Genomic DNA, 26,653 nt, shown 5'->3' with positions numbered 1-26,653 from the left:
TCGCATTCATGGGAATTGTGACCGCCGAACTGTCACCGATTGAGCAGACCGCCTTTCTCACCGAGTACGCCCGTGCGCTCGACAGCCGATGGCCGCAGCCGATTCTGGGCGACCATCTCGCATACGAGGTCGTCGGCAAGATCGACTACGACTTCACGGCGCTGGGTGTGCAGACGAGCGTGGCCTGCCAAACGGCGCTACGCGCCAAGATGCTCGACGATCGGGTGCGCGCATTCACCGCCGACCATCCCGACGCGGTTGTCGTCGATCTCGGTGCAGGGCTCGACAGCGGCTTCTATCGCGTAGATCCCCCACCGTCGGTCGACTGGTACAGCGTCGACCTGCCCGGGATCACCGCGCTTCGCGACCAGGTGCTGCCCTCGAATGCGCATTCGCACTCCGTGCCGGTATCGCTGACCGACGGGCACTGGCCCGACGCCATCCCTGCCGACCGTCCGACCGTGCTGATTGCCGACGGATTGTTCGCATTCCTGTCCGAATCGCAGATCGCCGCGATCTTCCGCCGCATCACCGACCACTTCGCCTCCGGAGAACTGGCGTTCAACGACTACGGCCACATCGGCTGGCTAAGTCAACTGGCGGTCAAGCTCTACCCACAGAAGATGTTCAAAGACGTCGGAAGCCAGTGGGGCTACACCGGTTTCAAGGATGCGCACCATCCACAGACGTGGAATCCGCGGATGACTCTGCTGGAGGAGGCCAGCCTGACACATGAGCCCGAGGTCGATCTCTTCCCGGCCTGGATCCGGGTTTCGACGAGGCTGATGGGCAGGACGAAATCCGGTGCCCGCAAGGCGCGAATCCTGCGCTACGGGTTCTAGGCTGACCGCCTAACGTCGGCGCGTCTCGAACATGCCGTTGAGTTCGGCGAAGCTCGCACCATCGGCCAGCCCTGCGAACGAACCGTCCAGCGCGATTGTGCGGGCAGCCGACAGAAACGCGCCCCACGCGACGCGCGTCAACGCGGATCCGACGCTGATCCGCCGCACCCCGAGCTCCGCCAGATCGTTGACCGTGAGCCCCGTGTCCGACGACATCAACACGTTGACCGGTGACGGCCGCAGCGCGTCGACGAGCGCGGCGATGTCCTGTGGCGTCCGCACACCCGGCGCATAGAGCACTTCCGCGCCCGCTTCGGCGAAGGCCTGCAACCGCGTTATCGCCTCCCGCAGCGGATCGGGGTGGTCGTACAGGAAGCATTCGGCTCTCGCGGTCAGGAGCACGTCGGCACCGTCGATTGCGGCGTGCGCCACGCGGATGCGCTCGACCGCCTCCGGCAACGGATACAGGGGTTCCTGCGCACCACCCCGCGCGTCCTCGATGGACAAGCCGGCGACACCGGTCGCCACGCAACGCCTGACGTTCGCCGCGAGTCCGTCCAGATCATGGGCGTAGCCCGCCTGAAAATCGGCGTTCACCGGCAGCTCGACCGCACCGACGATCTCCGCGATGTTGCGCAGTGCCCCGTCGACACCCAGGGCGGTGGGCGTGTCAGGCAGCCCCTGCGCGAAGCACGCGCCCGCGCTTGTGGTGGCCAGCGCCGGAAACCCCATGGCCGCCAATGCGATCGCCGTCCCACGGTCCCACGGGTTCGGAATGACGAAGCAACCGGCCTCGTGCATTTTGCGAAACGACATCAACCCAGGCAGCCGGGGCCGAGCAGCGCCTTCAGATCGCCCATCAAGGCGGATGACGCCGTTACCCGCAATGAGGCATCCAGTTCGAGTGTGGTGATGCGCTCGCCGCTGATCAGCCGCAGGTGCACCTGAGCGGTTCCGGGATGACGGGCCAGCACCTGCTTGAGCGCGGTGACCTTGTCGACCGTGCACTGGCGCGTCGGAAGGGTGACGGCCACCGGACGGTTGGCCTGTGCGCTCGAAAAGTCCGGCACGACAAGCTCGTTGGCGATCAGCGAGATCCGGTCGTCACGGATGGCGACCTTGGCGCCGACCAGGACCACCGCGTCGTCTGCGATCTCGGCGCCGAATGTCGAGTACGTCTGCGGGAAGAACAACACCTCGATGCCGCCGGTGAGATCCTCCACTTGCGCTGAGGCCCAAGGCAACCCATTCTTGTTCACGCGGCGGTTGACCGATGCGAGGATGCCGCCGATCCGCACCTGGGTGTCGTTGGGGACGTCGCCGTCGAGGATGGCGGGAATCGACGTGTCGACCTGCGCCGCCAGCAGATGGGCGATGCCGTTGAGCGGATGTCCCGACACATAGAGGCCCAGCATCTCGCGCTCCAGCGCCAGCTTGTGCTTGTCCTCCCACTCATCCTCGGGCACCTTGATGGTGAACACCGCATCCGTGGCCGTATCCGCACCGCCGAACAGATCGAACTGCCCCATCGCCTCGGCCTTCTTGGTGCCGAGCACCGAATCGACCGCGTCGGTGTGGATGAGGAACAGGCCCTTGCGCGGATGCCCGAGCGAGTCGAACGCACCCGCCTTGATCAGCGATTCGGTGACCTTCTTGTTGCAGGCGCCGATATCGATCTTGTTGAGGTAGTCGGAGAAGTCGACGTACTTGCCCTTGTCGGTACGCGAACCGATCAGTGCGGCAACGACATTCGCGCCGACGTTGCGTACCGCGCCGAGACCGTAGCGGATGTCCTCGCCGACCGAGGCGAAGTTGAGGCTCGACTCGTTGACGTCCGGCGGCAGCACCGTGATGCCGAGCCTTCGGCAGTCGGCCAGGTAGACGGCCGCCTTGTCTTTGTCGTCGCCGACGGACGTCAGCAGCCCCGCCATGTACTCGGCCGGGTAATTGGCCTTGAGGTAGGCGGTCCAGTAGGACACCAGTCCATAGCCTGCGGCGTGTGATTTGTTGAAGGCGTAGTCGGCGAAAGGCAGCACCGTGTCCCACAGCGCCTTGACGGCGGCTGCCGAGAATCCGTTGGACTTCATCCCTTCGGAGAAGCCCTCGAACTCCTTCTCCAGGACCTCACGCTTCTTCTTGCCCATGGCTTTTCGCAGAATGTCTGCTCGCGCAAGCGAGTAGGAGGCCACCTTCTGCGCGATGCGCATGATCTGCTCTTGGTAGACGATCAGGCCGTAGGTCTCGGCGAGGATCTCGGAGAGCGGTTCGGCCAGCTCCGGGTGGATCGGTTTGATGGCCTGCCGGTTGTTCTTGCGGTCGGCGTAGTCGTTGTGGGCGTTCATGCCCATCGGGCCGGGCCGGTACAGCGCGATCACGGCGACGACGTCCTCGAATCCGGTCGGCTGCATGCGGCGCAGCAGATCGCGCATCGGGCCGCCGTCGAGCTGGAACACCCCGAGCGTGTCACCGCGACCGAGCAGCTCGTAGGTGAGCGGATCGTCGAGCGGCACCTTGTCGAGGTCCAGGTCGATACCGCGGTTGGCCCTGATGTTCTCGATCGCGTCGCCGATGATCGTCAGGTTGCGCAGACCCAGGAAGTCCATCTTCAACAGGCCGATGGCCTCACAAGACGGGTAGTCCCAGCCGGTGATGATGGCGCCGTCCTGCGGCCGTTTCCACAACGGAATCGCGTCGACCAGCGGCTCGCTGCTCATGATGACCGCGCAGGCGTGCACGCCTGCGTTGCGGACCAGGCCCTCGAGGCCGCGCGCCGTCTCATAGATGGTGCGCACATCGGGGTCGGTGTCGATCAGCCCGCGAACCTCGGCGGCTTCCTTGTACCGCTCGTGATTCGGATCGGTGATACCCGACAGCGGGATGTCCTTGGCCATGATCGGCGGCGGCAGCGCCTTGGTGATCCGGTCGGCAATCGCGAAGCCCGGCTGGCCGTAATTGACGCGGGCCGAATCCTTAAGCGCCGCTTTGGTTTTAATCGTGCCGAATGTGATGACCTGGGCTACCCGGTCGCTGCCCCACTTGTTGGCGGCGTAGCGCAGCATCTCACCGCGGCGACGGTCGTCGAAGTCGATATCGATATCGGGCATCGACTCACGCTCGGGATTCAGGAAGCGCTCGAACAGCAGACCGTAGGTGATGGGGTCGATGTTGGTGATGCCCATCGCGTACGCGACGAGCGACCCGGCCGCCGAACCGCGGCCGGGACCCACCCGGATGTCCACCGAGCGGGCGTAGTTGATCAGGTCGGCGACGATGAGGAAGTAGGACGGGTAGCCCTTCTCGCAAATGACCTTGATCTCGAATTCGGCCCGGTCGACGTAATCAGACGGCACCGTCGCACCGGGGAAACGCCGCTGCAGGCCGGCGTCGACCTCGTGTTTGAGCCAGCTGGCCTGATCGTGCCCGTCGGGCACCGGGAAGGTCGGCATCCGGTCTTTCGGCGTCCAGACATCCGCGTAGCTCTGCACCCGTTCGGCGATCAGCAGAGTGGAGTCGCACGCGCCTGGTATCTCGCCGTCCCACAGCGAGCGCATCTCGGCGGCCGATTTGAGGTAGTAGCCGTCGCCGTCGAACTTGAACCGGTTGGGGTCCGACAGCGTCTTGCCGGTCTGCACGCACAGCAGCGCCTCATGGTTACGGGCGTTGTCGCGGGTGACGTAGTGGCAGTCGTTGGTGGCCAGCGGCGGGATACCCAGCTTCTGGCCGAGCTCGAGCAGTCCTTCGCGGACCCGTCGTTCGATGTCGAGCCCGTGGTCCATCAACTCGAGAAAGAAGTTCTCCGGACCGAAAATCTCGCGCCACTTGGCGGCGGCTTCCAAAGCCTCGCGCTCGTGGCCGAGACGGAGGCGCGTCTGCACCTCGCCCGACGGGCAGCCGGTGGTGGCGATGATGCCCTCGGAGTTCTCCGCGATCAGTTCGGCGTCCATGCGCGACCACTTGCCGAGCTGGCCCTCGAACGAGGCCATCGACGACAACTTGAACAGGTTGCGAAGACCGGTCGCGTTCTCGGCGACCATCGTCATGTGGGTGTAGGACCCGCTGCCCGAGACATCGTCGGACTTCTGCGAAGGGTCACCCCAGAGAATGCGCTTGGTGTCGAACCTGGATCCGGGGGCGATGTACGCCTCAACGCCGATGATCGGCTTGATACCCGCTTCGGTCGCACCGTTGTAGAACTCGCTGGCGCCGAACATGTTTCCGTGATCGGTCATGCCGATCGCGGACATCTCGAGCCGCTGCGCCTCGGCCAGCATCGGCTTCACCTTCGCGGCGCCATCCAGCATCGAATATTCGGTGTGGTTATGCAGGTGCACGAAGGACTGCGAGGAGGAACCGCTCATAGGGTGGCCAGTCTATGACCGCGCCCCGACAGATCTCGGCGTGTCGCGGTGCGTGTCTTTACCGCGATGTCGGTTATCGCGGATCTGCGACCACGGCGGGCGTGGACCCGCGCGCCGACCGGTGCTCGGACCGCAGCCGGCCCAGCCCCAACGCCCGCTTGACCTCCGCTTTCTCCGGCAACTGCAGACCGAGTTGGGCCACAACACCGGCCACCACGAGGGCCGCGATGGTCGCCGCGAACCAGAAGCCGTTCATGGAAGTAACGCTAGGGCGCGGGCGGCACCGAGGAATCGGGTGTTTCCCTACGTTTGTCGGCTCGACCGGCTGCCGAATTGGCCCGCGCTCGGCACAGGGCGTCGGCGCTGAACACCAGCAGCGCGAGCCAGATGAGCGCGAAGCCCAGCCAACGAGCGGGCGGCATGGGTTCATGTCCGACGAAAACGCCCCAGGTCAGTTGCATCGCCGGCGTCAGATAGAACATCAGGCCCATCGTCACCAGCGGCAGGCGCTGCGCGGCCGCGGCGAACATCAGCAGCGGCAGCGCCGTCACGATGCCCGAAAGTATGAGTAGCGCGATGTGCAGCGGGCCGAAGTCGGTGAACGTTCCCGGCCCGCCGCCCTCGAGCACGACGATGTACGCGACGGCGAAGGGCGCGGCGACTGCAGCTTCTACACCGACGCTGACCCGCGGATCGGTCGGCACCACCTTCTTCACCGCACCGTAGAGACCGAACGACAAGGCCAGCCCGAGCCCGATGACCGGTGGTGCGCCGACCTCCACCGTGAACACGACCACGGCGGCCACGGCGATGGCAAGTGCACCCCACTGGGCGCGGTTGAGGCGCTCGCGAAAGATCAACAGCCCCAGCGCGACAGTGACCAGTGGATTGATGAAATACCCGAGCGCGGCGTCGACGACATGGCCGTTGTTGACGGCGTAGATGTAGATACCCCAGTTGATGGAGATGAGCGCCGATGCGCACACCAGCAGCAGCCACAGCCGGGGTGTGATCGCGCGGATGTCGCGAAGTCGGCGCGCCGCCGCGATGACGACGACCATCAGGACGCACGTCCACACGATCCGGTGGGACAGCACCTCGAGCGCACTCGCGGGTTTCAGCAGCGGAAAGAATGCGGGGAACACGCCCCACATCGCATAGGCGGCGATGCCGTAGAACAGCCCGCTTCTTCTCACTATTCGTGCTGCCGCAGCACCTCGAGCGCGTGCTGAAGGTCCGAGGGATACGGGCTGGTGATCTCGACGCGCCGCCCGTCGGCAGGATGGGCGAAGGCCAGGGACCGGGCGTGCAACCATTGACGTTCCAGGCCAAGCCTTTTCGCCAGGGTGGGGTCTGCGCCGTACGTAAGGTCCCCGGCGCAGGGATGGTGCAGGGCCGCGAAATGTACGCGGATCTGATGGGTGCGGCCGGTTTCCAGGTGGATGTCGAGCAGGCTCGCGGCCCGATGTGCCTCGAGCGTGTCGTAGTGGGTGACGCTGTGCCTGCCGCCCTCGGCGACCGCGAACTTCCAGTCGTGTCCGCGATGACGCCCGATCGGCGCGTCGATGGTCCCGCTGGACGGATCGGGGTGGCCCTGCACGACGGCGTGGTAGCGCTTCTCGACGGTGCGCTGTTTGAACGCGCGTTTGAGCACCGTGTACGCGCGTTCCGAGAGCGCCACCACCATGACGCCCGACGTGCCCACATCCAGACGTTGCACGATCCCCTGGCGCTCGTGGACCCCCGACGTACTGATGCGGAAACCGGCCGCGGCCAAACCACCGAGCACCGTCGGTCCGTTCCAGCCGACCGTGGCGTGCGCCGCGACGCCGGGCGGCTTGTCGACTGCCACGATGTCGGCGTCCGAGTAGAGAATCGACATACCTTCGATCTCGACGGGCGTATTCTCCACGGGCGCAGGAGCTTCCGGCAGACGTACTTCCAGCCATGCGCCCGCCGTCAGCTTGTCGGACTTGCCCACCGGCGCGCCGTCCACGTCGACGCCGCCGTCCTCGGCCAGCGCGGCGGCGGCCGTGCGTGACAGGCCGAGCAGCCGCGCCAGGCCCGCGTCGACGCGCATCCCCGCCAGCCCCTCGGGGACCGGCATCGAGCGGGTGGTCACTATGACGGATCGCCCCGCCGGCGGCCGACCGTGTCGAAGTCGAAGCCGAAGACCGACAGCGCGACAAGCAGGATCGCCCCACCGACCACCGAAGGGTCGGCGACGTTGAACACGGGCCACCATCCGACCGAGAAGAAGTCGACGACATGGCCGCGCAGCGGGCCGGGCGAACGGAAGAACCGGTCGACGAGGTTGCCCATCGCCCCGCCGAGGATCATACCGAGGCCGAGCGCCCACCAGGGCGAGACAAGTCGGCGTCCCATCCAGATGATGCCGATGACCACCGCGGTCGCGACCAACGTCAACACCCAGGTGTAGCCGGTGGCCATCGAGAAGGCCGCACCCGAATTGCGCACCAGGGTCCAGGTCACCGTGTCCCCGATGATCGACACCGGCTGACCCGGGGTCAGCCACCTGACGGCCAGCACCTTGCTGACGATGTCAGCGACCAGCACGATGCCCGCGACGATCAGCAGCATGCGCAGTCGTCGCCTCGGCGCGAGATGCTCCTCGGCCGGCGGCGCCTCGGTGCCTGTCACCGGCTCATCGGACGCCGAGGGTTGATCATTCACTCCCCCATCATTCCAGGGCCGGAATGGGCGAGAATTCCACCCATGGCTCGCCTCGTCGTCGTCACCACCGGTGGCACCATTGCCACCAGTGCCGACGATCGCGGCGTGAAGCGCCCGACCCGCAGCGGAGCCGACCTGACCTCGGGGCTCGACGTGCAGGTGGTCGACCTGCTGGCAATGGACAGCTCCATGCTCACGCCTGCCGACTGGGACCGCATCGGCTCAGCCGTGCGCGCGGTGACCGACGCCGACGGCGTGGTGATCACTCACGGCACCGACACCATGGAGGAAACCGCGCTGTGGCTCGAGCTGACCTATGACGGGCGGGTACCCGTCGTGCTCACCGGCGCTCAGCGCAGCGCCGACGCACCCGATGCCGACGGCCCAGGCAATCTGCGCGATGCGCTGACGGTCGCCGCGAGCCCGCAAGCGCAGGACCTGGGCGTGCTCGTCGGTTTCGCGGGCACGGTGTGGCAACCCCTCGGCCTGCACAAGGTCGCCACGGCGGATCTGCAGGCGTTCACCGGATCCGCGATCGGGTCCGTGTCGGATGGGCGGTTCACCGTGCACGGGACGAAGACTCGCCCGCACCTGGCCGCGGGGTCGGCGGCGGACGCGCCGCGGGTCGACACCATTGCGGTGTATGCCGGCAGCGACGCGGTGGCGATGGACGCCTGCGTGGCCGCGGGCGCACGGGGTCTGGTCCTGGAGGCACTGGGATCGGGCAACGCGGGCGCCGCGGTGATCGACGGCGTGCGGCGGCACTGTCGCGACGGTGTCGTTGTCGCGGTCTCGACGCGGGTGCCCGGTGGGCGAGTCAGTCCCGGATACGGCCCCGGTCGCGAGCTTGCGGACGCCGGCGCCGTGGTGGTGCCTCGGCTGCGCCCACCGCAGGCACGGGTCCTTCTCATGGCCGCGCTGGCGACCGGCTCACCCGTCGCGGACGTCTTCGCGCGCTGGGGCTGACAACTCTTCGACGTATTCGGGCCAGTCCAGGCTGTCGACCGGATTGGCCCTGACGACGTCGGGATCACGCTCGGGCAGCGTGTGCACCGGCCCGGGTCCGGTGCCGCGCGTTTCGAACCGCACCGTCATCACACCGTGGCCCGCACCCTGGATCCACCCGTGCCCGTGCGTGGTGTGAACGACGTCGTCACCGATGCGCCAGGCCGGCGGAGTGGCGGCGGCCTCGGTGACCGTCGGGGGCAGGCTGGTGTTGGACACCTCCTCGGCGACCAACTCGAGGTCGGGGAACAACGATTCCTGCTGAACCTCGGAGAGACCCGAAAAGCCAACGCCGACAAGCCGGATCGGCCCTACTTCGATCGGGTCGAGCAGCAGCCGCCGCGCGGTGGCGATCAGGGTGGGAGCATCCGTGATGGCGTACGGCAGGGTCGCCGACCGGGTCAGGATGCTCATATCGGACTTCTTCAACTTGACGGTGATGGTGCGTGCACCCCGGCCGTCCTTCTGCAGCCGGGTGTGAGCGTGCTCGCCGATGCGTGACGCCGCTTCACGCAGCTGGTCCAGGGTGGTCAGGTCTTCGGGGAACGTGGACTCGGCGCTGATCTGCTTGGCGGGTGAATTCTCGGCAACGGGCCGCTCGTCGATGCCACGGGCCAGCCGGTGCAACGCCGCGCCGACGGCGCCGCCGAGGATGTCCGCGGCTTCGGCGTCGCTCAGCGCCGCGAACGCGCCGATGGTGTCGATACCGAGCCGGTGCAGCTTCTCCCCGGCGACGGGCCCGATGCCCCACAACCGCCGCACGGGCAACGCGTCGAGCAGCGTGCGCTCTTCGCTGGCGGACACCACCCGAACACCGTCGGGTTTGGCCAGATCGGAGGCGATCTTGGCGACCTGTTTGCCCGATCCGGCGCCGACGGAGGCGACCAGTCCCGTTTCGTCGAGGACCCTGGCCTTCAACATGCGGCAGAACGCTTCGACGTCGTCGGCCGGGGCGCCTGCGAGTTCGGCAGGCTCACCGAACGCCTCGTCGAACGAGAGTTGTTCGAGCACGGGCACGAAGCCGCGAACGGTTTCGAAGACCCGGCGGCTCGCGACGCCGTAGACGACGCCGCGCGGCGGCAGAACGACGGCGGCCGCCCCCACCATTCGCCTGGCCTGGTGCATGGGCATCGCGGAGCGGGCGCCGAACACCCGGGACTCGTAGCTGGCGCCTGCCACCACACCGCGGCCACCCAGCCCGCCGACCAGCACCGGACGGCCGCGAAGGGTGGGCCGGGTCAGCTGCTCGACCGACGCGAAGAACGCGTCCATGTCGAGGTGCAGCACCCATCGACCTTCCACACCCGCCGATGCTATTTCGCTAGCCTGACTCCGTGGCGCAACCCGTCGGTCAACTAAGTGGTTTCGGCCAATGGTCGAGCACTTCGAGGCGAACGCGGCGGTACACGCCGAGTTCGACGCGGCGATCGACTTCGACGCCGACGCGATCGGTCATTTCGTCGCCGAAGAGCAGCAACACGCGGCACTGCTGCTGCGCCTGCTCGGTCACCTCGGCGGCACTCCGATGAGCAAGCATTGGTCGGACTCGGTGTTCGTGCGCTTTCGCCGGGTGCTCGGCCTGCGCACCGAGTTGATGGTGCTGACCGTCGCCGAGGTCGTCGCGCTGTCCTACTACGGCGGATTGTCGGCGTCTGGACTCGACCCGGTGACACGCGCGGTCGCCGCGCGCATCGTCGACGACGAGCGCGCGCATGTGCAGTTTCAGCGGGACCGCCTGCACGCCGGTTTCGCCGATTCGCCGGCGGCGTCGCGGATCCTCGCCCTGGTCCTGTGGTGGGGCGTGGCGATGGGCGCGACCGTGGTGGTCGCCATCGATCATCGTGGGCTTCTCGACGCGATCGGATATCGACGCACCCGATTCATCCGCGACGTGCTGGCCGATTTCGCGAAACTGTCGGCGGCGGTGCTGTTGCGCCGGAAGTTCGCGTCGTGGACACCAGCATGACCGGCTCAGACGATGTGCCGATCCGCGACGAGACGATCCGCCTGGGCCAATTCCTGAAACTCTCGGGGCTGATCGACAGCGGAGCAGACGCCAAGGCGGTCATCGCCGACGGGCTGGTCACCGTCAACGACACAGTCGAGCGCCGTAGGGGCCGACAGCTCCGCTCGGGTGACACCGTGGAGTTCGGCGGCCGTCGCGCACGGGTGAGCTGATTCAGCCGCCCCGCGCTCAGACCTTCGCGATCCTCACCTGCACACCGTCGCCGATCTCGCTGCCGTCGGCGGGTTCACCGAATTCGAAACTGGTGGCCAGGATTTCGCGTGCGATGAGCTCGCTGTGGATACGCGCCCACTCCTGGTGCGAAGGCGGCACCGACATCACCACGGAGATGCGATCCGAAACGTCCAGCCCCGTCGACTTGCGCAGCTCCTGCAGTTCGCGGATGCGGTCCTTGGCCCAGCCCTCGGCCTCCAGCTCTTCGGTGAGGGTGCCGTCGAGCACCACCAGCCCCGCGCCGTCGGGCAGCGCGGCGGTGTACTCGGGGTCGGCGGCAACCAGCCGGGAGTTGTACTCATCGGGCTGCAGCACAGCGGGTCCGGCGGTCAGCGTCCCATCGTCGTTGACGACCGCCTCGCCAGCCTTCACGGCCTTGATCGCGGCTTGAACGTCCTTGCCGAGGCGCGGTCCCGCCACCTTGGCGTTGACGGTCAGATCGAACCGGCCGTAGGCGGCGATGTCCTCGGTGAGGACGACCTCCTTGACGTTGAGTTCGTCGGCGATGAGGTCCCGGTATGCCTCAAGGCGCTGCGGATTATCTACGGCGACAGTGAGTTTCGGCAGCGGAAGCCTTACCCGCAGCTTCTTGGCCTTGCGCAGGGACGAGCCGACCGACGCGACCACGCGGACCAGGTCCATATCGGCGACCAACTGCGGATCCTTGGGTAGCACGTCGGCGGCCGGCCAGTCGGTCAGATGCACCGAGCGCTCCCCCGTCACTCCACGCCAGATCACTTCGGTGATCAGTGGCAGCAGCGGCGCGGCCAGCCTGGCCGTCACCTCCAGCACGGTGTGCAGTGTGTCGATGGCGTCGGGGTCCTCTTCCCAGAACCGCGAACGTGACCGTCTCACATACCAATTGGTCAGCGCATCGGTGAACTGACGCAACTCGTCGCAGGCTCCGGAGATGTCGCAGACATCCAGTGACGCGGTGAGGTCGTCGCGCAGTTCGGCGAGCTTGGCCAGGATGTACCGGTCCAGAACGTTGCCCGAATCGGTCCGCCACGTCCCCTTCTTCGGCGCGTAGAGCGCCAGGAATGTGTAGGCGTTCCACAACGGCAGCAGCACCTGGCGCACACCTTCGCGGATGCCCTGTTCGGTGACGATGAGGTTGCCGCCGCGCAGGATCGGCGACGCCATCAGGAACCAGCGCATCGCGTCGGAGCCGTCGCGGTCGAACACCTCGTTCACGTCGGGGTAGTTCCGCAGCGACTTGCTCATCTTCTGGCCGTCGTTGCCCAGCACGATGCCGTGCGCCACACAGGTTTTGAAGGCGGGCCGGTCGAACAGTGCCGTGGCGAGCACATGCATCGTGTAGAACCAGCCGCGGGTCTGGCCGATGTATTCGACGATGAAATCGCCGGGGAAATGGGTGTCGAACCAGTCCTCGTTCTCGAACGGGTAGTGCACCTGGGCATACGGCATAGACCCGGAGTCGAACCACACGTCGAACACGTCCTCGATGCGGCGCATCGTCGAGCGGCCGGTGGGATCGTCGGGGTTGGGCCGGGTCAGCTCGTCGATGTATGGGCGGTGCAGATCGGTCGGGCGCACGCCGAAGTCACGCTCGAGCTCGTCGAGGCTGCCGTACACGTCGATGCGCGGATAGGCCGGATCGTCGGACTTCCACACCGGAATCGGGCTGCCCCAGTACCGGTTTCGAGAGATCGACCAGTCGCGGGCACCTTGCAGCCACTTCCCGAACTGGCCGTCCTTGACGTGCTCGGGATACCAGGTGATCTCCTGGTTGAGTTCGACCATGCGGTCACGGAATTCGGTGACCTTGATGAACCAGGACGACACCGCTCGGTAGATCAGCGGGTTGCGGCACCGCCAGCAGTGCGGGTAGGAGTGTTCGTAGGTTTCATGCCGCAGCAGCACCGCCCCGTTCGCGGCCGCGGAGCGGGCCTGATTCTTGAGGTCGCGGATGATCTGCGGATTGGCGTCGAACACGTGCTGGCCCGCGTATTCGGGCACCGTCGTATCGAAGCGGCCCTTGGTGTCGACCGGGGTGACGGCGACGATGTCTGCCGCCGAGGCGGTCGCCATGTCGTCCTCGCCGTACGCCGGTGACATGTGCACGATGCCCGTGCCGTCCTCGGTCGACACGAAGTCGGCGGGCAGCACCTGGAATGAGTTCGCAGCGTCGGAGAAGTACGGGAAGGGCGGCAGGTACCGCACGCCGAGCAGGTCGCGCCCCGTGTAGGTGCCGACGATCTGCGGATCTTCGCCGAGCTCGCGCGCGTAGGAGGCCAGCCGTGCCTCCGCCAGGACATACCGGTTGCCGTCCGGCGCGGCCACCATCACGTAGCTCACGTCGGGGTTGACCGCGACGGCCTGGTTGGACGGCAGCGTCCACGGCGTCGTCGTCCAGATCAGCAGATGGGCGCCGGCCAGATCGCCCTCGGAGACCTTGAACCCGACGGTGATCGCCGGGTCCTGACGACTCTGGTAGACGTCGTCGTCCATGCGCAGCTCGTGGCTGGACAGCGGAGTCTCGTCGTTCCAGCAGTACGGCAGCACCCGATTGCCCTCATACGCCAGGCCCTTGTCCCACAGTTGCTTGAACGCCCAGATCACCGACTCCATGAAGCCGGGGTCCAGTGTCTTGTAATCGTTTTCGAAGTCCACCCAGCGCGCCTGCCGGGTGACATAGGCCTGCCATTCGCCGGTGTACTTGAGCACCGATGCGCGGCAGGCGTCGTTGAACTTCTCGATGCCCATCTCTTCGATCTGCGCCTTGTCGGTGATCGCGAGCTGGCGCTGGACCTCGAGTTCGGCGGGCAGGCCGTGGGTGTCCCAGCCGAAGCGGCGATCCACCTTGTAACCGCGCATGGTCCGGTAGCGCGGCACGATGTCCTTGACGTAGCCGGTCAGCAGGTGGCCGTAATGCGGGAGGCCGTTGGCGAACGGCGGACCGTCGTAGAACACGTACTCCGGCGATCCGTCGCGCTGCTCGACGCTGGCGCGGAACGTGTCATCGGAGTCCCAGTACTCAAGGACGCCGGCTTCGGTCGCCGGGAAGTTCGGCGCGCCTGCGGCCGGCTTCGGATACGCGGTCACGTGTCTCCTGTGCCCAATTGCGGCCTCCGGCATCGGAGGCCCAAGTTCAAAGGCACGGGGACGACGACGCGCGGTTGCGCGAGCGCCGCGGTACCACCCCGCTTGCGCACATGACGTGCGCCGCTCATTCAGGCAATGACGGGCCCACCCGTTCGGGTCTACTGAGCTGGGTTCAGCCGTTCTTCCGAAGACTCCCCGGTGATGGCCGGATCAACGCCCTTAGTGGTGGATTCTACTTACGCAGTCGGCTGCGCGTCCGAGGTCATCTCGAAAAGCGCACGCGGGAACTGCTCGGCGAGCTCTTCGATGGTGTAGGGCTCGAAGTGGCTGGTGTCGTACCACCAGTCGAGGTGTACCTGCTCCTCGGTGCGGTAGACCCGCAGCTCGAGGGCATGTCCCAGCCCGGGGGGCGCTTCCTGAACGGGCACCGGAATCGACTCTTCGGGAACCTCGCCCAGATAGTTGAAGTACACCTCAGACATGCCGTCGACGACGCTCTCCGTGGCCGAGGCCAGGAGGAGGTGGACGCCGCGGAGCACCTCGGTGGCGTCGGCCTGCTGGGCCGTCGCGCACAGTAGCGGGACCGCGTCGAGCATGCTGCCGCGCTCGCTGGCGACGTCGACCGGGACGATGCCGTCACCGAGCGTCTTCGCGATCGTGCGCGACAGTGCCGCGAGGAGAAGTTCGTCGGATGCGACGCCGAGCCACTCGGTGGCGCCGTCGAGCTCCGCTGTGAGTTCTTCGGTATCCGGCGTCGACACCCGCACCATGCCCGCGGGACGGCTCGCGTCGGGAGTGGCGTAATCGACGATGTGGATCGTCGACAACGCGAATTCAGTAACGGATTCAAAGGCCTCTGTAGCCGTCATCGGCAACTGGGGAGCAACCATGTTGCCAACGATAGCTCAAGTGTCCCAAATATGGGATACCGCTCCCGAAACTGTGACGCCAGTGTCAATTAAGGCAAAGGCTTACAGTTTGCGGTTACCCCTGCCCATATGAAGGAATTTGCACTATCGTAAGTGAATGCCCCGTACCGACGAGAATGGCAGACAGCTAAAAGCCCTGCTCGATTACCTACTCGACGGCGATATTGACGCCAAGGATATTTACGACGCGCTCGGCACATCGAGCAGCACGTACTACCGGCGTATCAAGGAGACCGACTATCCGCACGCAGAAGAATTGCGCCGCGTGGCAGACAGATTCGGTCTCAGCTATCCCGATCTACAGATTCGGTTCGGCCTGATGAGCGAACAAGAGGTGTGGAGCTACATCGAATCCATGCCGGCAGGCAGAACCGCACTGCGAGAGACCACAACTCTCCAAACCACCCACAGGACTCGCGCGCCGAAGCTTTCGGAGCTGAAACCGCGCAGTGACGCACCCCCGCTGTAGCTCTATACTTTGCTGAGTACACCGCGGCTGGAAAGCGATACTCATGGCACTCACTTCGCTCATCGCGATCACACTTTGCTGTATCGCGTGGAGTTTGTGGATTCGCCGTGTCACCTGGTCGTCTCGGTGGGAGTTCGCCGCAACGTTGAACATCGCCCTACAGGGTGGCGCGGTGCTCCTCATGTCCCCCTGGGCCTCGGAAACTCTCGGCGTCTTCCTTCACTCACTGACAGGTAAGTGGAATCTCGAGGACTACATCGGACACGACCTCTATATCGTCGCCGCGTCCGCCGTGGTCTACAACGCGCTCGGAAGGCTGCAGCAGGACCACGACCTGCGGCGCTCGTTCAAGCAGTACGTCGAATTACCCGCGACGCTGTGCATACCACTGCTCCTGGTCGCGTTCACCCTGGGAAACGGCGCCAAGATCTACAAGGCCGACTTCTTCCAGGTGCCGACCGACTTGTGGCTGAACATCTACTGGCTGCTGTTGTGCGGCATCCTCATCTACTTGCTGGGATACGGCGCCCGCGCCCTGCTGGTCCTGCGCAAGGATCCGCGCTCGCGGACGGTGGCCAACATCTACCTTGTCTCGTCGGCCGCGGGCATCGCAGCGTGTCTGGTGCGGCTGGCGACGGCCTTCATCCCGCAGCTGCAGGCGATTGACGCCGGCACCACGCTGGTGTGGGTGTTCGCGTGCATGTGCGGCGCCGGCTTCGCCATCACTTCGGCGGAATCCTGGCGCAAGAAGACCAAGTGGTTCTCGACGGCAGGTCGCTGAGTCGAATTAACCCGCGGCGGAGCGTGAGACCTTCTTGAAGGGTGCGCCGAGCGCGGGCATCGTCTCGTAGCCCCGCCTGCGGGCGCGGGCGGCATCTCGACGGATCAGCGTCTGCAGGCCGGCGAACGTGGCCTGATCGAGCACCATCCGCGTCAGCAGCCGGTTGTGCACGAACCCGAACGACATCCCCGACTCCGGATCGGCCCAGCCCACCGAGCCTGCCAGCCCGGCGTGCCCGAAGCCTGGCATCACGCCGGGGATCGGCACGGCGTGGTATCCGAGGTGGAACGTCAGCGGCACCCAGATGTTGCGGTCCGGCGCGTAGCTCGGCTCGCCGGTAAGTCCCTCCACCCTTTCGCGGGATAGGAACTGCGTGCCGTCGACGCGGCCGCCGTTGGCGATCGCGCCGTACATCTTCGCCAGTGCGCGCGCGGTCGTCACACCGTTGGCAGCCGGGATCTCGGCGTCCAGAAACGGGGTGTCGCCCTGCACGACGGCCTTCATGCCGGGGAAGTACATCGATCCGAACACCCCGGAGACCCCGAGCGCGGCCAGCCGGGGCGCCACGAAGTTGAACACCGGATTGGCCAAGGTGCCCTGAGGCGCGAGGATCTGCGCAGCGCGGGTCGGCGCGCCCACCGGCGGTCGGCCCAGGTGCAGTCCGTCGGTATCGAGTGGTTCCGCCAGTTCCTCACGGATCAGGTCCCGCATCCCCTTGCCGGTGATGGCGCGGCCAAGCCCCGACATCAGCCAGCCATAGGTCAACGCGTGGTAGGCCTGGTGGCCGTACAGCAGCCGGTTGACCGGCGCCGCGGCGATCCGCTGCTCCATCTCTACGTGGTCCAGCAGTTCGGCCTTGGTGACGCCGTTGAGCTGGGACAGCCCGGCGCGGTGCCGCATGATCTCGCGCACCGTGATGTCGGCCTTGCCGTTGGCGCCGAACTCGGGCCAATACTCGCTGACCGGCGTGTCGTAGTCGACGAGGCCGCGGTCGGCGAGCCGGTGGATCACCGTCGAGGCCAGGCCCTTGGTGACCGAGAAGACCATCGCGCCGGTGTCGGCCGTCCAGTACTCGGTGCCGCGGCGGTCGGAATAGCCTGTCCAGACGTCGAGGACGGGTTCACCGTGCAGATAGACGCAGAGTGCGCCGCCGCCGAACCGGCGTCCCGGGAACAGTTTGGAGAAGGCCCGCAGGGTGCAGGCAAAGCTGGAGTCCGCTGCGCCTTGGATCCCGTGCGGGAGCGCTGCGCTGCGCTCCGCGGATTTGACACCCGTCACAATGCATTGAATTTACCTGGACCCCCGGCAAATATACCCGGCGTTACCGAAAAGTTAGGTTATCGCACGTCAGATGCGCCCAGGATCCGTTGCGCAGCAAGCGCGGGGGTCAGCTCACCGTCGCGTACCTGGCGCTCCACCTCGGCCCTGATCTTCTTAACCGCGGGGTGCGACAGCACACGATCCAGCACCGTGTCGCGGACCATCGACCACGTCCAGTCGACCTGCTGCGTGCGCCGCCGGGCCTCGAACTCGCCGGCGTCGGTGAGCACCTGGCGGTGCTTGAGCACCGTCTCCCACAGCTCGACGAGGCCTTCGCCGTTCAGGGCGCTCATCGTGAGAACCGGTGGGCGCCAAAGTGTTTCACGCGGATAGATCAGTCTGATCGCACCGGTCAGCTCGCGGGCGGCGGCCTTGGCCTCGATCGCGTGCTCACCGTCGGCCTTGTTGACCACCACGATGTCGGCGAGCTCCAGCACGCCCTTCTTGATGCCCTGGAGTTGATCGCCGGTCCGCGCCAGGGTCAGGAACACGAAAGTGTCGACCATGTTGGCGACGGCCACCTCAGACTGCCCGACCCCTACCGTCTCGACCAGGATGACGTCGAACCCGGCCGCCTCCAGCAGCACGATAGTTTCGCGGGTCGCCCGGGCGACCCCACCCAGGTTGCCCGAGGTCGGCGACGGCCGGATGTACGCGTCGGGGTGGACCGCCAGTCTCGCCATGCGGGTCTTGTCGCCGAGGATCGAACCACCCGTGCGGGTGGACGACGGATCGACCGCCAGCACCGCGACACGGTGGCCCTGCTCGATCAGGTACATGCCGAGCGCTTCGATAGTGGTGGATTTGCCGACGCCCGGTACCCCCGTGATCCCGACGTGCATGGCGTTGCCGGCGTCCGGCATCAGGTCCAGCAGCAGTTGTTGCGCCTGTTCGCGGTGATCGGCGCGGGTGGACTCGACCAGTGTGATGGCCTTCGGCAGCGCCGCTCGGTCGCCGCCGCGAACGGCTTCGGCTAGTTCAGAGACCGGAAGGTTCATCTACTACTTCAGGTTGTAGCCCAGCCGCTCGGCGAGCTTCTGCAGCAGGCCGATGGCGGCGTCGGCGATCACGGTGCCGGGCGGGAAGATCGCGGTCGCTCCCGCCGCGTACAACTCGTCGAAGTCTCCCGGTGGGATCACACCGCCGACGACGATCATGATGTCGGGCCTGCCCACCTCGGCGAGCGCCTCGCGCAGTGCGGGCACGAGTGTCAGATGGCCTGCTGCCAGCGACGACACGCCGACCACGTGGACATCGTTGTCGGCGGCCTGGCGCGCGACCTCCTCGGGCGTGGAGAACAACGAGCCGACGTCGACGTCGAAGCCGATGTCCGCGAACGCCGTTGCGATCACCTTCTGTCCGCGGTCGTGACCGTCCTGGCCCATCTTGGCGACCAGGATTCGAGGCCTGCGGCCGTCGGCCTCGGCGAACTTCTCGACGAATTCGGTTGCAGTGGACACGTTGCTGGCCTTCCCCACCTCGTCACGGTAGACGCCTGCGATGGTGCGGATCTCGGCAACGTGTCTGCCGTACACCTTCTCGAGCGCATCGGAGATCTCGCCGACCGTCGCATGCGCACGGGCCGCGTTGACCGCCAACGCCAGCAGGTTGTTGCCGAGGCCGTCCTCCCCCGCATGTCCGGATTCACCAGCCGCGCGGGTCAATTCGGCCAGCGCAGCCTCTGTCGCGGCTTCGTCGCGCTCGGCGCGCAGCTTCTCCAGCTTCGCGATTTGTTCGGCGCGCACCCGGCTGTTCTCGACCTTGAGGACCTCTACCTCCTGGTCCTCGTCGACCTGGTACTTGTTCACGCCGATCACGGTCTGTGCGCCCGAGTCGATGCGCGCCTGGGTGCGCGCGGCGGCCTCCTCGATACGCATCTTCGGAATGCCCTCGCCGATCGCCTGCGCCATGCCGCCGTGGGCGACCACTTCACCGATGTGCATGCGCGCGGCCGTCGCCAGCTCGTGGGTCAGCCATTCGACGTAATACGAACCGCCCCAGGGGTCGATCGGACGCGTCGTTCCGGACTCCTGCTGCAACAGCAGCTGGGTGTTGCGGGCGATGCGCGCCGAGAAGTCGGTCGGCAGGGCGAGCGCCTCGTCGAGTGCGTTGGTGTGCAGCGACTGGGTGTGCCCCTGGGTGGCGGCCATGGCCTCGATGCAGGTGCGGGCAACGTTGTTGAACGCGTCCTGCGCGGTCAACGACCATCCCGAGGTCTGCGAATGCGTACGCAGCGACAGTGATTTCGCGCTCTTCGGATTGAACTCGGCAACCAGCTCGCTCCACAGCAGCCGGCCGGCCCGCAGCTTGGCGACCTCCATGAAGAAGTTCATGCCGATGCCCCAGAAGAAGGACAGGCGCGGTGCGAACTTGTCGATGTCGAGGCCCGCATCCAGGCCGGCCTTGATGTATTCGACGCCGTCTGCGAGCGTGTAGGCGAGCTCGAGATCGGCTGTGGCTCCGGCCTCTTGGATGTGGTAACCGGAGATCGAGATCGAGTTGAACTTCGGCATCTTCGTGCTCGTGTAGCCGAAGATGTCGGAGATCACCCGCATCGACGGCTTCGGCGGATAAATGTAGGTGTTGCGGACCATGAACTCTTTGAGGATGTCGTTCTGGATGGTCCCCGCCAGCTTCTCCGGCGGTACCCCCTGTTCCTCGGCGGCGACCACGTAGAGCGCGAGGATCGGCAACACGGCGCCGTTCATCGTCATCGACACCGAGACGGTCGAAAGGTCGATACCGTCGAACAGCTGCCGCATATCGAGTATCGAATCGATTGCCACCCCGGCCATTCCGACGTCGCCCGCCACCCGGGGGTGGTCGGAGTCGTAGCCACGATGCGTTGCGAGGTCGAACGCGACCGACAGACCCTTCTGCCCCGCGGCGAGGTTGCGGCGGTAGAACGCGTTGGACTCGGCAGCGGTCGAGAAGCCCGCGTACTGGCGGATGGTCCACGGCTGGTTGACGTACATGGTCGGATACGGGCCGCGGACGAACGGCGGTGCGCCGGGGAAGCTGTCCAGCGGGTAACCGGCGTCGACCACCGCATCGCGGTCGGCGGCGATGTACACCGGTTTGACGTCGATACCTTCGGGGGTGGCCCAGTTGAGCTGATCGGCGGTGTACCCGTGGGCCGCCGCGGCGGCCGCGACATGCTCGCCCACGGCGGCCGCGGTCGCGGGTTCGGCCGTCTTCTCGCCGTCGAGCGGCACGTCGGCGAAGTTGGCAATGCCGGGTTTCACACTGGTCATGGTCACGCCCCCAAGCGGCTGAGAAGGGTCGACAGCGCGGCGATCACGTCGATCTTGGCGGTCAGGTATTCGTCCGGCTTGCTGGCGGCCTCAGCGTCTGATGTCGCCGCCGGGGCGGCTCCGGTGACCGCCTTCTCGGGCCCGGCCAGATACACGTGCGTGACACCGGCCGCCCTGGCCGCGTCGACGACCCCGGACACCTCGCTGCCGTAGCGGGCGTCGGTACCGCAGATCACCGCGGCGACGACGTTTCCGGCATCCGAAGCCGCCTGCGCGATCCCCGCTGCATCGACCGGGCCCGGGTTCACTGTCTCGACGCCGCCCGATGCCAGCAGGTTCGCCGCGAACGTCGTGCGGATGTTGTGTTCGGAGAGCGGTCCGAGCGGCAGAAGCAAGGCGGTGGGCCGCTGACCGTGCTTTTCGAGATACGCATCAGAGCGGTCTCGGAGTGCTTCGAAATCCGCAGCGTAGCGCTGCACGCCCGGGACCGGATCAGCTTGGGGCAGCGACATTTCCGCGAGGTTCGGGTACTCGTTGACACCTGTGAGCGCCGTGCGCCGGTGGGCGATGTCGTCGCTGCGCTTCTCGCGCACCTCCGCGATCTGCGTCACCAGATAGTCGTGTGCGGCGGTGAAACCGCCGCGGGATTCGATGTCGCGGAAGTGCTCCCACGCCGCCGCGGCCAGCGAGCGGGTGAGGTCTTCGATGAACCACGAGCCCCCGCCAGGGTCGAGTACGCGCCCGATGTGCGATTCCTCCAGCAGCAACAGCTGGGTATTGCGGGCCATCCGTCGGGCGAAACTGGCTGCGGTGCCGGGCCATCCACCGGGAATGGCGCTGTCGAACGTGTGGACCGCGACGGTGTCGGCTCCCCCGACGCCCGCCGCGAAGGCGGCAACGGTGGTGCGGAGCATGTTCACCCACGGATCACGTTGCGTCATCATCGGTTTCGACGTAACGGCATGCACGGTGGCGGCGCCGGCGTCGGCGGCGTTGACGACCTCGGCCACGCGCGCCCAGATCTGACGCGCGGCGCGCAGTTTGGCGATCGTCATGAACTGGTCGTCATCGGCGGCGAAGCGGAAGCTGATCTGACGCAACGCTTCCGGCACCGGGATTCCGCCGTCGGTCAAAAGGCGCAGATAGCTGACACCCGCGGCGATCGCACCCGCCAGCTCCCACGACGCGTTCGCCCCGAGGTCATGGAACGCGGGACCGTCGACGGTGATCACACGGATGCCACCGTCGTAGGCGACGGTCTTGACCGCGGTGGCCACCACGTCATCGGTCGAGGGAGCAACGCGCCCGGACAGGGCCGCAGTGAGCGGGTCGGCGCCCAGATCAACCGAAAGGCGTGCCCGCCGTTCGTCGTCGAGGTCGGTCACCAGCGCCAGCACCGCGTCGGCGGCGGCCGCGAAGTCGGGCCCCGCATCGAGGACTACCGGAACCAGTTCGAGGAAGACACCCTCGAGGAGCCGGTCGAGTTCGTCCGCACGTACGCCGTCCGGCCCGACCGACAGGATCAGCGCGCTGGTGCCCTCGGTCAGCGCGGACAGCACCGCACCGTTTCCGTCGACCACCGAGACCTGCCCCGGCGCGGGAAAGGACTCGGCGACCTTCCAGCCGGACTTGACGTCACGCAACCCATCGGAACCGCGGGTATACGGCCACCGGCCGGGAAGCGGTGCCTCGGGTTGGGAGTCGAGGATGGTGTAGAGCGGCCGGATCGGGAAGCCTTCGTAGGTCGGCGAGTCGAGAAGGTGCTCGGGCGCTTCGCCGAGTTCCGCGGGATCCTTGCGGCTGCTCTTGGCGAGCACTCCGGCAACGGCGGCGCGCCACTGCTCGCGATCCGACTCCGATCCCACGGACGTATCTACCGACACCGGCTATCTCCTGTTGTCGCAGTGTGTGACCTCTGTGTCTAACACGACCGTTCACCAGGCTAAATGATCCCGGTCACGGTGTTGACCGCCGGGCAGCCGACTCACGCTCGCGCTGGTCGGTGGACCGCGGCGCCGCCACGTAGGGTTGGTAGCCGTGAATACCGTCGTCAGCACCCTGCGCGCCCTGCGCGGCTCGGTGATCGCGACCGCATCCGCGGTCCCGCGACGACGGGTGTTCGCGATCCTTGCCGCCATTGTGATTCTCGTCGCAGTCGCGCTGCTCGTGGACCTGCCCACCGCGGTTCAACTGCGCGATTGGGCGAATTCCGTCGGCCCCTGGTTCCCGTTGGCGTTCCTGGGCGCACACATCGTGGTGACGGTCTTTCCGTTCCCGCGCACGGCTTTCACGCTGGCCGCGGGCCTGCTGTTCGGTCCGGTCCTCGGGATCCCGCTCGCCGTCGTGGCGGCCACCGTCAGTGCTGTCATCGCATTGCTTCTGGTCCGCGCCGCGGGGTGGCAGCTCAACAAGCTGGTGCACCATCCCCGGATCGACGCGCTGGACGCCCGGCTGCGTGCACGCGGCTGGCCCACCATCGTGTCGATGCGCCTGATCCCGGCCGTGCCGTTCTCGGTGCTGAACTATGCGGCGGGCGCGTCGGCCGTACGAGTACTCCCCTATACGCTCGCCACTCTGGTCGGGCTGGTGCCCGGCACCGCGGCGGTGGTGATCCTCGGCGATGCGCTGACCGGAAACGTCAGCCCGCTACTGATTCTGGTCTCGTTCTGCACCGCGTGCGTCGGCGCGGCCGGGCTGGTCTACGAGATCCGCGCGCACCGCGTCAGCCGCCGTGACGACCAGGACCCTGTGGATCCTGCGGCGGATAATTCTGTGACTGCTGCGACAGCGGCGGATACTGCATAGGCGGGTCGATCGCCGGTTCCGGAACGGGCGGAGTGCCCGAAACGGGAGTACGCGCCTCGGCCACCGCCTGCGCGACCGCCTGGGCAATCTCCGGATCGGTCTGGGTGTTGAACCACTCGGCCACCTCGGCCGAGTCATCCTCGGGTTTGGGCAGATCCCCCTCCACCGGCGACGGCTGGTAGCGGAACACGCCGTCGTCGCCGGGCGCCCCGAGCATCTTGGTGAAGCCCTGCAGCGCCGTCCCGAAATCGCTGGGCACCAGCCACACCTTGTTGGCTTCACCCTTGGCCATCAGCGGCAGCGTCTGCAGGTACTGGTAGGCCAACATCTCGGGCGTCGGACGGCCGGCCTTGATCGCGGCGAACGTCTTCTCGATGGCCTTGGCCTGGCCCTGGGCCTGCAGGTAGGACGCGGCTCGTTCACCCTGGGCGCGGAGCATGCGGGACTGCCTGTCGGCCTCGGCGGCCAGGATCGCCGCTTGCTTGGCGCCCTCGGCCGAGAGGATCTGGGCCTGCTTCTGGCCTTCCGCCTGTTTGATCGAGGCCTCGCGGTTGCCTTCCGCCATCAGGATCATCGCGCGCTTCTCGCGGTCGGCGCGCATCTGCTTTTCCATCGACTCCTGAATCGACGGCGGCGGGTCGATACTGCGCAGCTCGACGCGCGCGACGCGCAGCCCCCACCGGCCGGTGGCCTCGTCGAGCACGCCGCGCAGCTGACCATTGATCGAGTCGCGGGACGTCAGCGTCTGCTCCAGCGTCATACCGCCGACCACGTTGCGAAGTGTGGTGGTGGTCAGCTGCTCGACGCCGACGATGTAGTTGCTGATCTGGTAGACGGCGGCCTGCGGATTGGTCACCTGGAAGTAGACGACGGTGTCGATGTTCACCGTCAGGTTGTCCTCGGTGATCACGGGCTGCGGCGGGAAGGACACCACCCGCTCACGCAGGTCGACGCGGGCGCGGATCCTGTCGACGAACGGCAGGAGCAGCGTCAGCTGCCCCGACACCGTCTTGCTGTAGCGGCCGAGCCGCTCTATCACCGCGGCCTCAGCCTGCGGGATCAGCGCGATGGACTTGGCCACGATGATGGCGGCGAACACCACCAGCACAGCCACCAGAACCAGGCCGGCGACAGCACCATCCATGAAACGTTCCTTCCCTCGTTGTCCAGGCTTCTCTAGACGACCTTTTGGACGACCGCCGTTGCGCCGTCGATCTGCACCACGGTGACGTGATCGCCCGGTTCGTAGACATCGTTGTCGTTCAGCGGGCGCGCGGTCCAGACCTCGCCCTCGAGCTTCACCTGTCCCTCGTGGCGGCCGACCCGGTCGAGCACCAGTGCGCTCTTGCCCTCCAACGCCCTGACAGGCTCGGGAAGGCCCTTACCCGACAGGAAGTGCCTGCGCAGTGCCGGCCGGACACCGACGAGCAGCAGCACCGATACGACGGCGAAAACGGCGCCGTGGACCCACAGGTCGTCGAAGATCAGGCTGGACCCCGCGGCTGCCAGGGCCCCGCCGCCGAGCATGAGCAGGAACAGATCGCCCGTCAGCGCCTCGGCCCCGGCAAGGGCCAGCGCGGCGATTAGCCAGATCAGCGCTGCAGGCATGACGTCAGCCTAGCGCGTAGCCGACCCGATGAGCGGCTAACAACTACACTGCGGGAATCATGTGGCGTCCGAGTGTCTCGTTGTCTGTTTGGGCGAATGCCTGGCTTGCAGGCGTTGCCGCACCCGATGATGTGTTGGACGCGCTATCACAGTGGGCGCCAAGACATTCCGTCACCGCATACGACTCGGTCGCGGCCGGTCGCACCGGCCTGCCGTGGCCTGATCTGACCGACGCGGGCGCGGTCTCGCTGCTGCAGACACTGCGCACCAGCGCGGGCCGCGGCGGTGATGCTCCCGCGATGGGCGTCGCCCTACCGGTGCCCGGTGACGTCCGCGGACTCCCAGCAGGTACACAGTTTCAGCGCGACGCCGTCACCGCCGGCGAGGCACTCATCGTGGCGGGTGACCCCACCGAGGCCATCGGCCTGGTGCCCGACTACGAATATCCGGACATGGACGAGGACGTCGACGACCCCGACAGCGCACCCGATCCGTGCGGGCTGTCGTGGACGGTGTACTCGGTGCCCGGTGCGGTGCCCACCGAGGGCCTGGACCTCGGCGAGGCGGAGTACGCCATGCGTTCCGCGGTTCGTTCGGCCGCTGATGCGTTGGGGGCTCTGCACGCCGAGGCGGCGGGCCGGGACATCGAGGATCCGCGGAGTCTGGTCGAGCAGGTCGTGGAATCCGAACGGCGGCACAGCATTCCCGACCATGCCCCGACACGCGCCCTGCGTGTGCTCGAGAACGCGGCGTACATCGACGCGATCATCACGGTCAGCTCGGGACTGATCCCGATCGGGCTGAACAGCTCCGCGGATGTTCAGACCGCGAGCGAGGCGCTGCGTCCGCTGAACAGTGTTGTGCGATCGGCACGGCTGGCAGCCGTCAGCGCGATCCTGCATTCCGCCTGGCAAGGCTGACCGCGCGGTGGGCCGCGACGCTCACCAACGCCACGGCCACCAGTGCCTGTAGTAGCCGAATCCACCGAATCCGTAGCCCGGGCCACCGTAACCGCGGAATCCGGGGCCGCCGTGGCCATGACCGCCGTAGCCGTAGCCATACCCGCCGCCATGACCGCCGTGCCCGTGCCCGGCCGCCGGCACCACGGCAGGCGCACTCGGCGCGGGTTCGGCGACCGCGACGGGAGCCGCCGCGATGCTCACCGCCGCGGCGCCCGCCACAATCGCTGCCGTCATCTGTCTCAACCCTGGTCGCATCGTGAAACTCCTTTGAATACCTATGTTTCCGTTGCACTTCCAGAGTTGCGCGCCGAAGCGCCCGTG

General features: G+C 66.7%; 24 protein-coding genes. 8 read left to right on the top strand and 16 right to left on the bottom strand.

Annotated features, from left to right (window positions below):
- Positions 1-8: 8 nt before the first annotated feature.
- Positions 9-842: a class I SAM-dependent methyltransferase gene (locus AB4Z42_RS15725; protein WP_442010133.1), complete on the top strand. Its 834-nt coding sequence runs from the start codon at positions 9-11 to the stop codon at positions 840-842.
- Between the two features lie 9 nt (positions 843-851).
- Here the strand turns inward: AB4Z42_RS15725 and AB4Z42_RS15720 are convergent, their stop codons facing one another.
- From AB4Z42_RS15720 to lspA, 6 genes are all read right to left on the bottom strand, one after another.
- The gene (locus tag AB4Z42_RS15720) at positions 852-1,658 is read right to left on the bottom strand and encodes an isocitrate lyase/PEP mutase family protein (protein ID WP_442010132.1); all 807 of its coding nucleotides are present in this window, start codon (positions 1,656-1,658) and stop codon (positions 852-854) included.
- Positions 1,658-5,200: a DNA polymerase III subunit alpha gene (gene dnaE / locus AB4Z42_RS15715; protein WP_442010131.1), complete on the bottom strand. Its 3,543-nt coding sequence runs from the start codon at positions 5,198-5,200 to the stop codon at positions 1,658-1,660. The genes AB4Z42_RS15720 and dnaE overlap by 1 nt, the downstream gene beginning before the upstream one ends.
- A 73-nt stretch (positions 5,201-5,273) precedes the next feature.
- Positions 5,274-5,456, bottom strand: coding sequence for a hypothetical protein (locus AB4Z42_RS15710; protein WP_442010130.1), 183 nt, complete (start codon positions 5,454-5,456; stop codon positions 5,274-5,276).
- A 10-nt stretch (positions 5,457-5,466) separates the two neighbouring features.
- A complete protein-coding gene (gene rarD / locus AB4Z42_RS15705) occupies positions 5,467-6,396 on the bottom strand; it encodes an EamA family transporter RarD (RefSeq protein ID WP_442010129.1) in 930 nt (309 codons plus the stop codon).
- On the bottom strand, positions 6,396-7,307 hold the full coding sequence (locus AB4Z42_RS15700; RefSeq protein WP_442010128.1) for an RluA family pseudouridine synthase: 912 nt from the start codon (positions 7,305-7,307) through the stop codon (positions 6,396-6,398). The genes rarD and AB4Z42_RS15700 overlap by 1 nt, the downstream gene beginning before the upstream one ends.
- Before the next feature lie 14 nt (positions 7,308-7,321).
- The gene (lspA, locus tag AB4Z42_RS15695; RefSeq protein WP_442010127.1) at positions 7,322-7,894 is read right to left on the bottom strand and encodes a signal peptidase II; all 573 of its coding nucleotides are present in this window, start codon (positions 7,892-7,894) and stop codon (positions 7,322-7,324) included.
- Positions 7,895-7,936: 42 nt separating this feature from the next.
- Here lspA and AB4Z42_RS15690 point away from each other — a divergent pair, with 42 nt between their 5' ends.
- Positions 7,937-8,860, top strand: a complete 924-nt coding sequence (locus AB4Z42_RS15690; protein WP_442010126.1) for an asparaginase — start codon at positions 7,937-7,939, stop codon at positions 8,858-8,860.
- Here the strand turns inward: AB4Z42_RS15690 and AB4Z42_RS15685 are convergent.
- A complete protein-coding gene (locus AB4Z42_RS15685) occupies positions 8,825-10,201 on the bottom strand; it encodes a DNA polymerase IV (RefSeq protein ID WP_442010125.1) in 1,377 nt (458 codons plus the stop codon). The genes AB4Z42_RS15690 and AB4Z42_RS15685 overlap by 36 nt on opposite strands.
- A 70-nt stretch (positions 10,202-10,271) precedes the next feature.
- On the opposite strand from AB4Z42_RS15685, the gene AB4Z42_RS15680 reads away from it, so the two are divergent.
- Entirely contained in the window at positions 10,272-10,865 is a 594-nt protein-coding gene (locus tag AB4Z42_RS15680; protein ID WP_442010124.1) for a ferritin-like domain-containing protein, read from the top strand.
- The gene (locus AB4Z42_RS15675; protein ID WP_442010123.1) at positions 10,862-11,077 is read left to right on the top strand and encodes an RNA-binding S4 domain-containing protein; all 216 of its coding nucleotides are present in this window, start codon (positions 10,862-10,864) and stop codon (positions 11,075-11,077) included. The genes AB4Z42_RS15680 and AB4Z42_RS15675 overlap by 4 nt, the downstream gene beginning before the upstream one ends.
- Before the next feature lie 16 nt (positions 11,078-11,093).
- Here the strand turns inward: AB4Z42_RS15675 and ileS are convergent, their stop codons facing one another.
- Both ileS and AB4Z42_RS15665 read right to left on the bottom strand, forming a co-directional pair.
- Positions 11,094-14,237 (bottom strand): isoleucine--tRNA ligase, encoded by a 3,144-nt coding sequence (ileS, locus tag AB4Z42_RS15670; RefSeq protein ID WP_442010122.1) that lies wholly within the window; start codon positions 14,235-14,237, stop codon positions 11,094-11,096.
- 203 nt (positions 14,238-14,440) lie between these two features.
- Positions 14,441-15,094, bottom strand: coding sequence for a hypothetical protein (locus AB4Z42_RS15665; protein WP_442010121.1), 654 nt, complete (start codon positions 15,092-15,094; stop codon positions 14,441-14,443).
- 136 nt (positions 15,095-15,230) lie between these two features.
- Between AB4Z42_RS15665 and AB4Z42_RS15660 the strand changes: the two genes are divergently transcribed.
- Together AB4Z42_RS15660 and AB4Z42_RS15655 are read left to right on the top strand one after the other, a co-directional pair.
- A complete protein-coding gene (locus AB4Z42_RS15660) occupies positions 15,231-15,602 on the top strand; it encodes an XRE family transcriptional regulator (RefSeq protein WP_442010120.1) in 372 nt (123 codons plus the stop codon).
- Between the two features lie 43 nt (positions 15,603-15,645).
- Positions 15,646-16,383 carry a hypothetical protein gene (locus AB4Z42_RS15655; RefSeq protein ID WP_442010119.1) on the top strand — a complete coding sequence of 246 codons (738 nt, stop codon included), beginning with the start codon at positions 15,646-15,648 and terminating at the stop codon, positions 16,381-16,383.
- 6 nt (positions 16,384-16,389) lie between these two features.
- On the opposite strand, the gene AB4Z42_RS15650 is transcribed toward AB4Z42_RS15655, so the two are convergent.
- From AB4Z42_RS15650 to mutA, 4 genes are read right to left on the bottom strand one after another with little or no spacing between them, the layout of a single operon-like run.
- Entirely contained in the window at positions 16,390-17,661 is a 1,272-nt protein-coding gene (locus AB4Z42_RS15650; protein ID WP_442010118.1) for a serine hydrolase domain-containing protein, read from the bottom strand.
- A gap of 59 nt (positions 17,662-17,720) precedes the next feature.
- Complete coding sequence (meaB, locus tag AB4Z42_RS15645; RefSeq protein ID WP_442010117.1) at positions 17,721-18,701, bottom strand: methylmalonyl Co-A mutase-associated GTPase MeaB; 981 nt, start codon at positions 18,699-18,701, stop codon at positions 17,721-17,723.
- Positions 18,702-18,704: 3 nt separating this feature from the next.
- A complete protein-coding gene (gene scpA, locus AB4Z42_RS15640; RefSeq protein WP_442010116.1) occupies positions 18,705-20,957 on the bottom strand; it encodes a methylmalonyl-CoA mutase in 2,253 nt (750 codons plus the stop codon).
- A gap of 2 nt (positions 20,958-20,959) precedes the next feature.
- A complete protein-coding gene (mutA, locus tag AB4Z42_RS15635; protein WP_442010115.1) occupies positions 20,960-22,840 on the bottom strand; it encodes a methylmalonyl-CoA mutase small subunit in 1,881 nt (626 codons plus the stop codon).
- A 154-nt stretch (positions 22,841-22,994) separates the two neighbouring features.
- Here mutA and AB4Z42_RS15630 point away from each other — a divergent pair, with 154 nt between their 5' ends.
- The gene (locus AB4Z42_RS15630) at positions 22,995-23,762 is read left to right on the top strand and encodes a TVP38/TMEM64 family protein (protein WP_442010114.1); all 768 of its coding nucleotides are present in this window, start codon (positions 22,995-22,997) and stop codon (positions 23,760-23,762) included.
- On the opposite strand, the gene AB4Z42_RS15625 is transcribed toward AB4Z42_RS15630, so the two are convergent.
- Together AB4Z42_RS15625 and AB4Z42_RS15620 are read right to left on the bottom strand one after the other, a co-directional pair.
- Entirely contained in the window at positions 23,680-24,906 is a 1,227-nt protein-coding gene (locus AB4Z42_RS15625) for an SPFH domain-containing protein (RefSeq protein WP_442010113.1), read from the bottom strand. The two genes, AB4Z42_RS15630 and AB4Z42_RS15625, sit on opposite strands and share 83 nt — an antisense overlap.
- Positions 24,907-24,938: 32 nt before the next feature.
- A complete protein-coding gene (locus tag AB4Z42_RS15620; protein WP_442010112.1) occupies positions 24,939-25,370 on the bottom strand; it encodes an NfeD family protein in 432 nt (143 codons plus the stop codon).
- Between the two features lie 59 nt (positions 25,371-25,429).
- Between AB4Z42_RS15620 and AB4Z42_RS15615 the strand changes: the two genes are divergently transcribed.
- Positions 25,430-26,290: a hypothetical protein gene (locus tag AB4Z42_RS15615; protein ID WP_442010111.1), complete on the top strand. Its 861-nt coding sequence runs from the start codon at positions 25,430-25,432 to the stop codon at positions 26,288-26,290.
- 21 nt (positions 26,291-26,311) lie between these two features.
- Here AB4Z42_RS15615 and AB4Z42_RS15610 read toward each other — a convergent pair whose 3' ends face one another.
- Positions 26,312-26,566, bottom strand: coding sequence for a hypothetical protein (locus AB4Z42_RS15610; protein WP_442010110.1), 255 nt, complete (start codon positions 26,564-26,566; stop codon positions 26,312-26,314).
- Between the last annotated feature and the right edge of the window lie 87 nt (positions 26,567-26,653).

The sequence above is a fragment of the Mycobacterium sp. 2YAF39 genome (assembly GCF_052114565.1).
In the GTDB taxonomy this organism is placed as follows: domain Bacteria; phylum Actinomycetota; class Actinomycetes; order Mycobacteriales; family Mycobacteriaceae; genus Mycobacterium.
The sequence above is the reverse complement of the archived record's forward strand: the minus strand, read 5'-3'. Positions and strand labels throughout refer to the sequence as shown.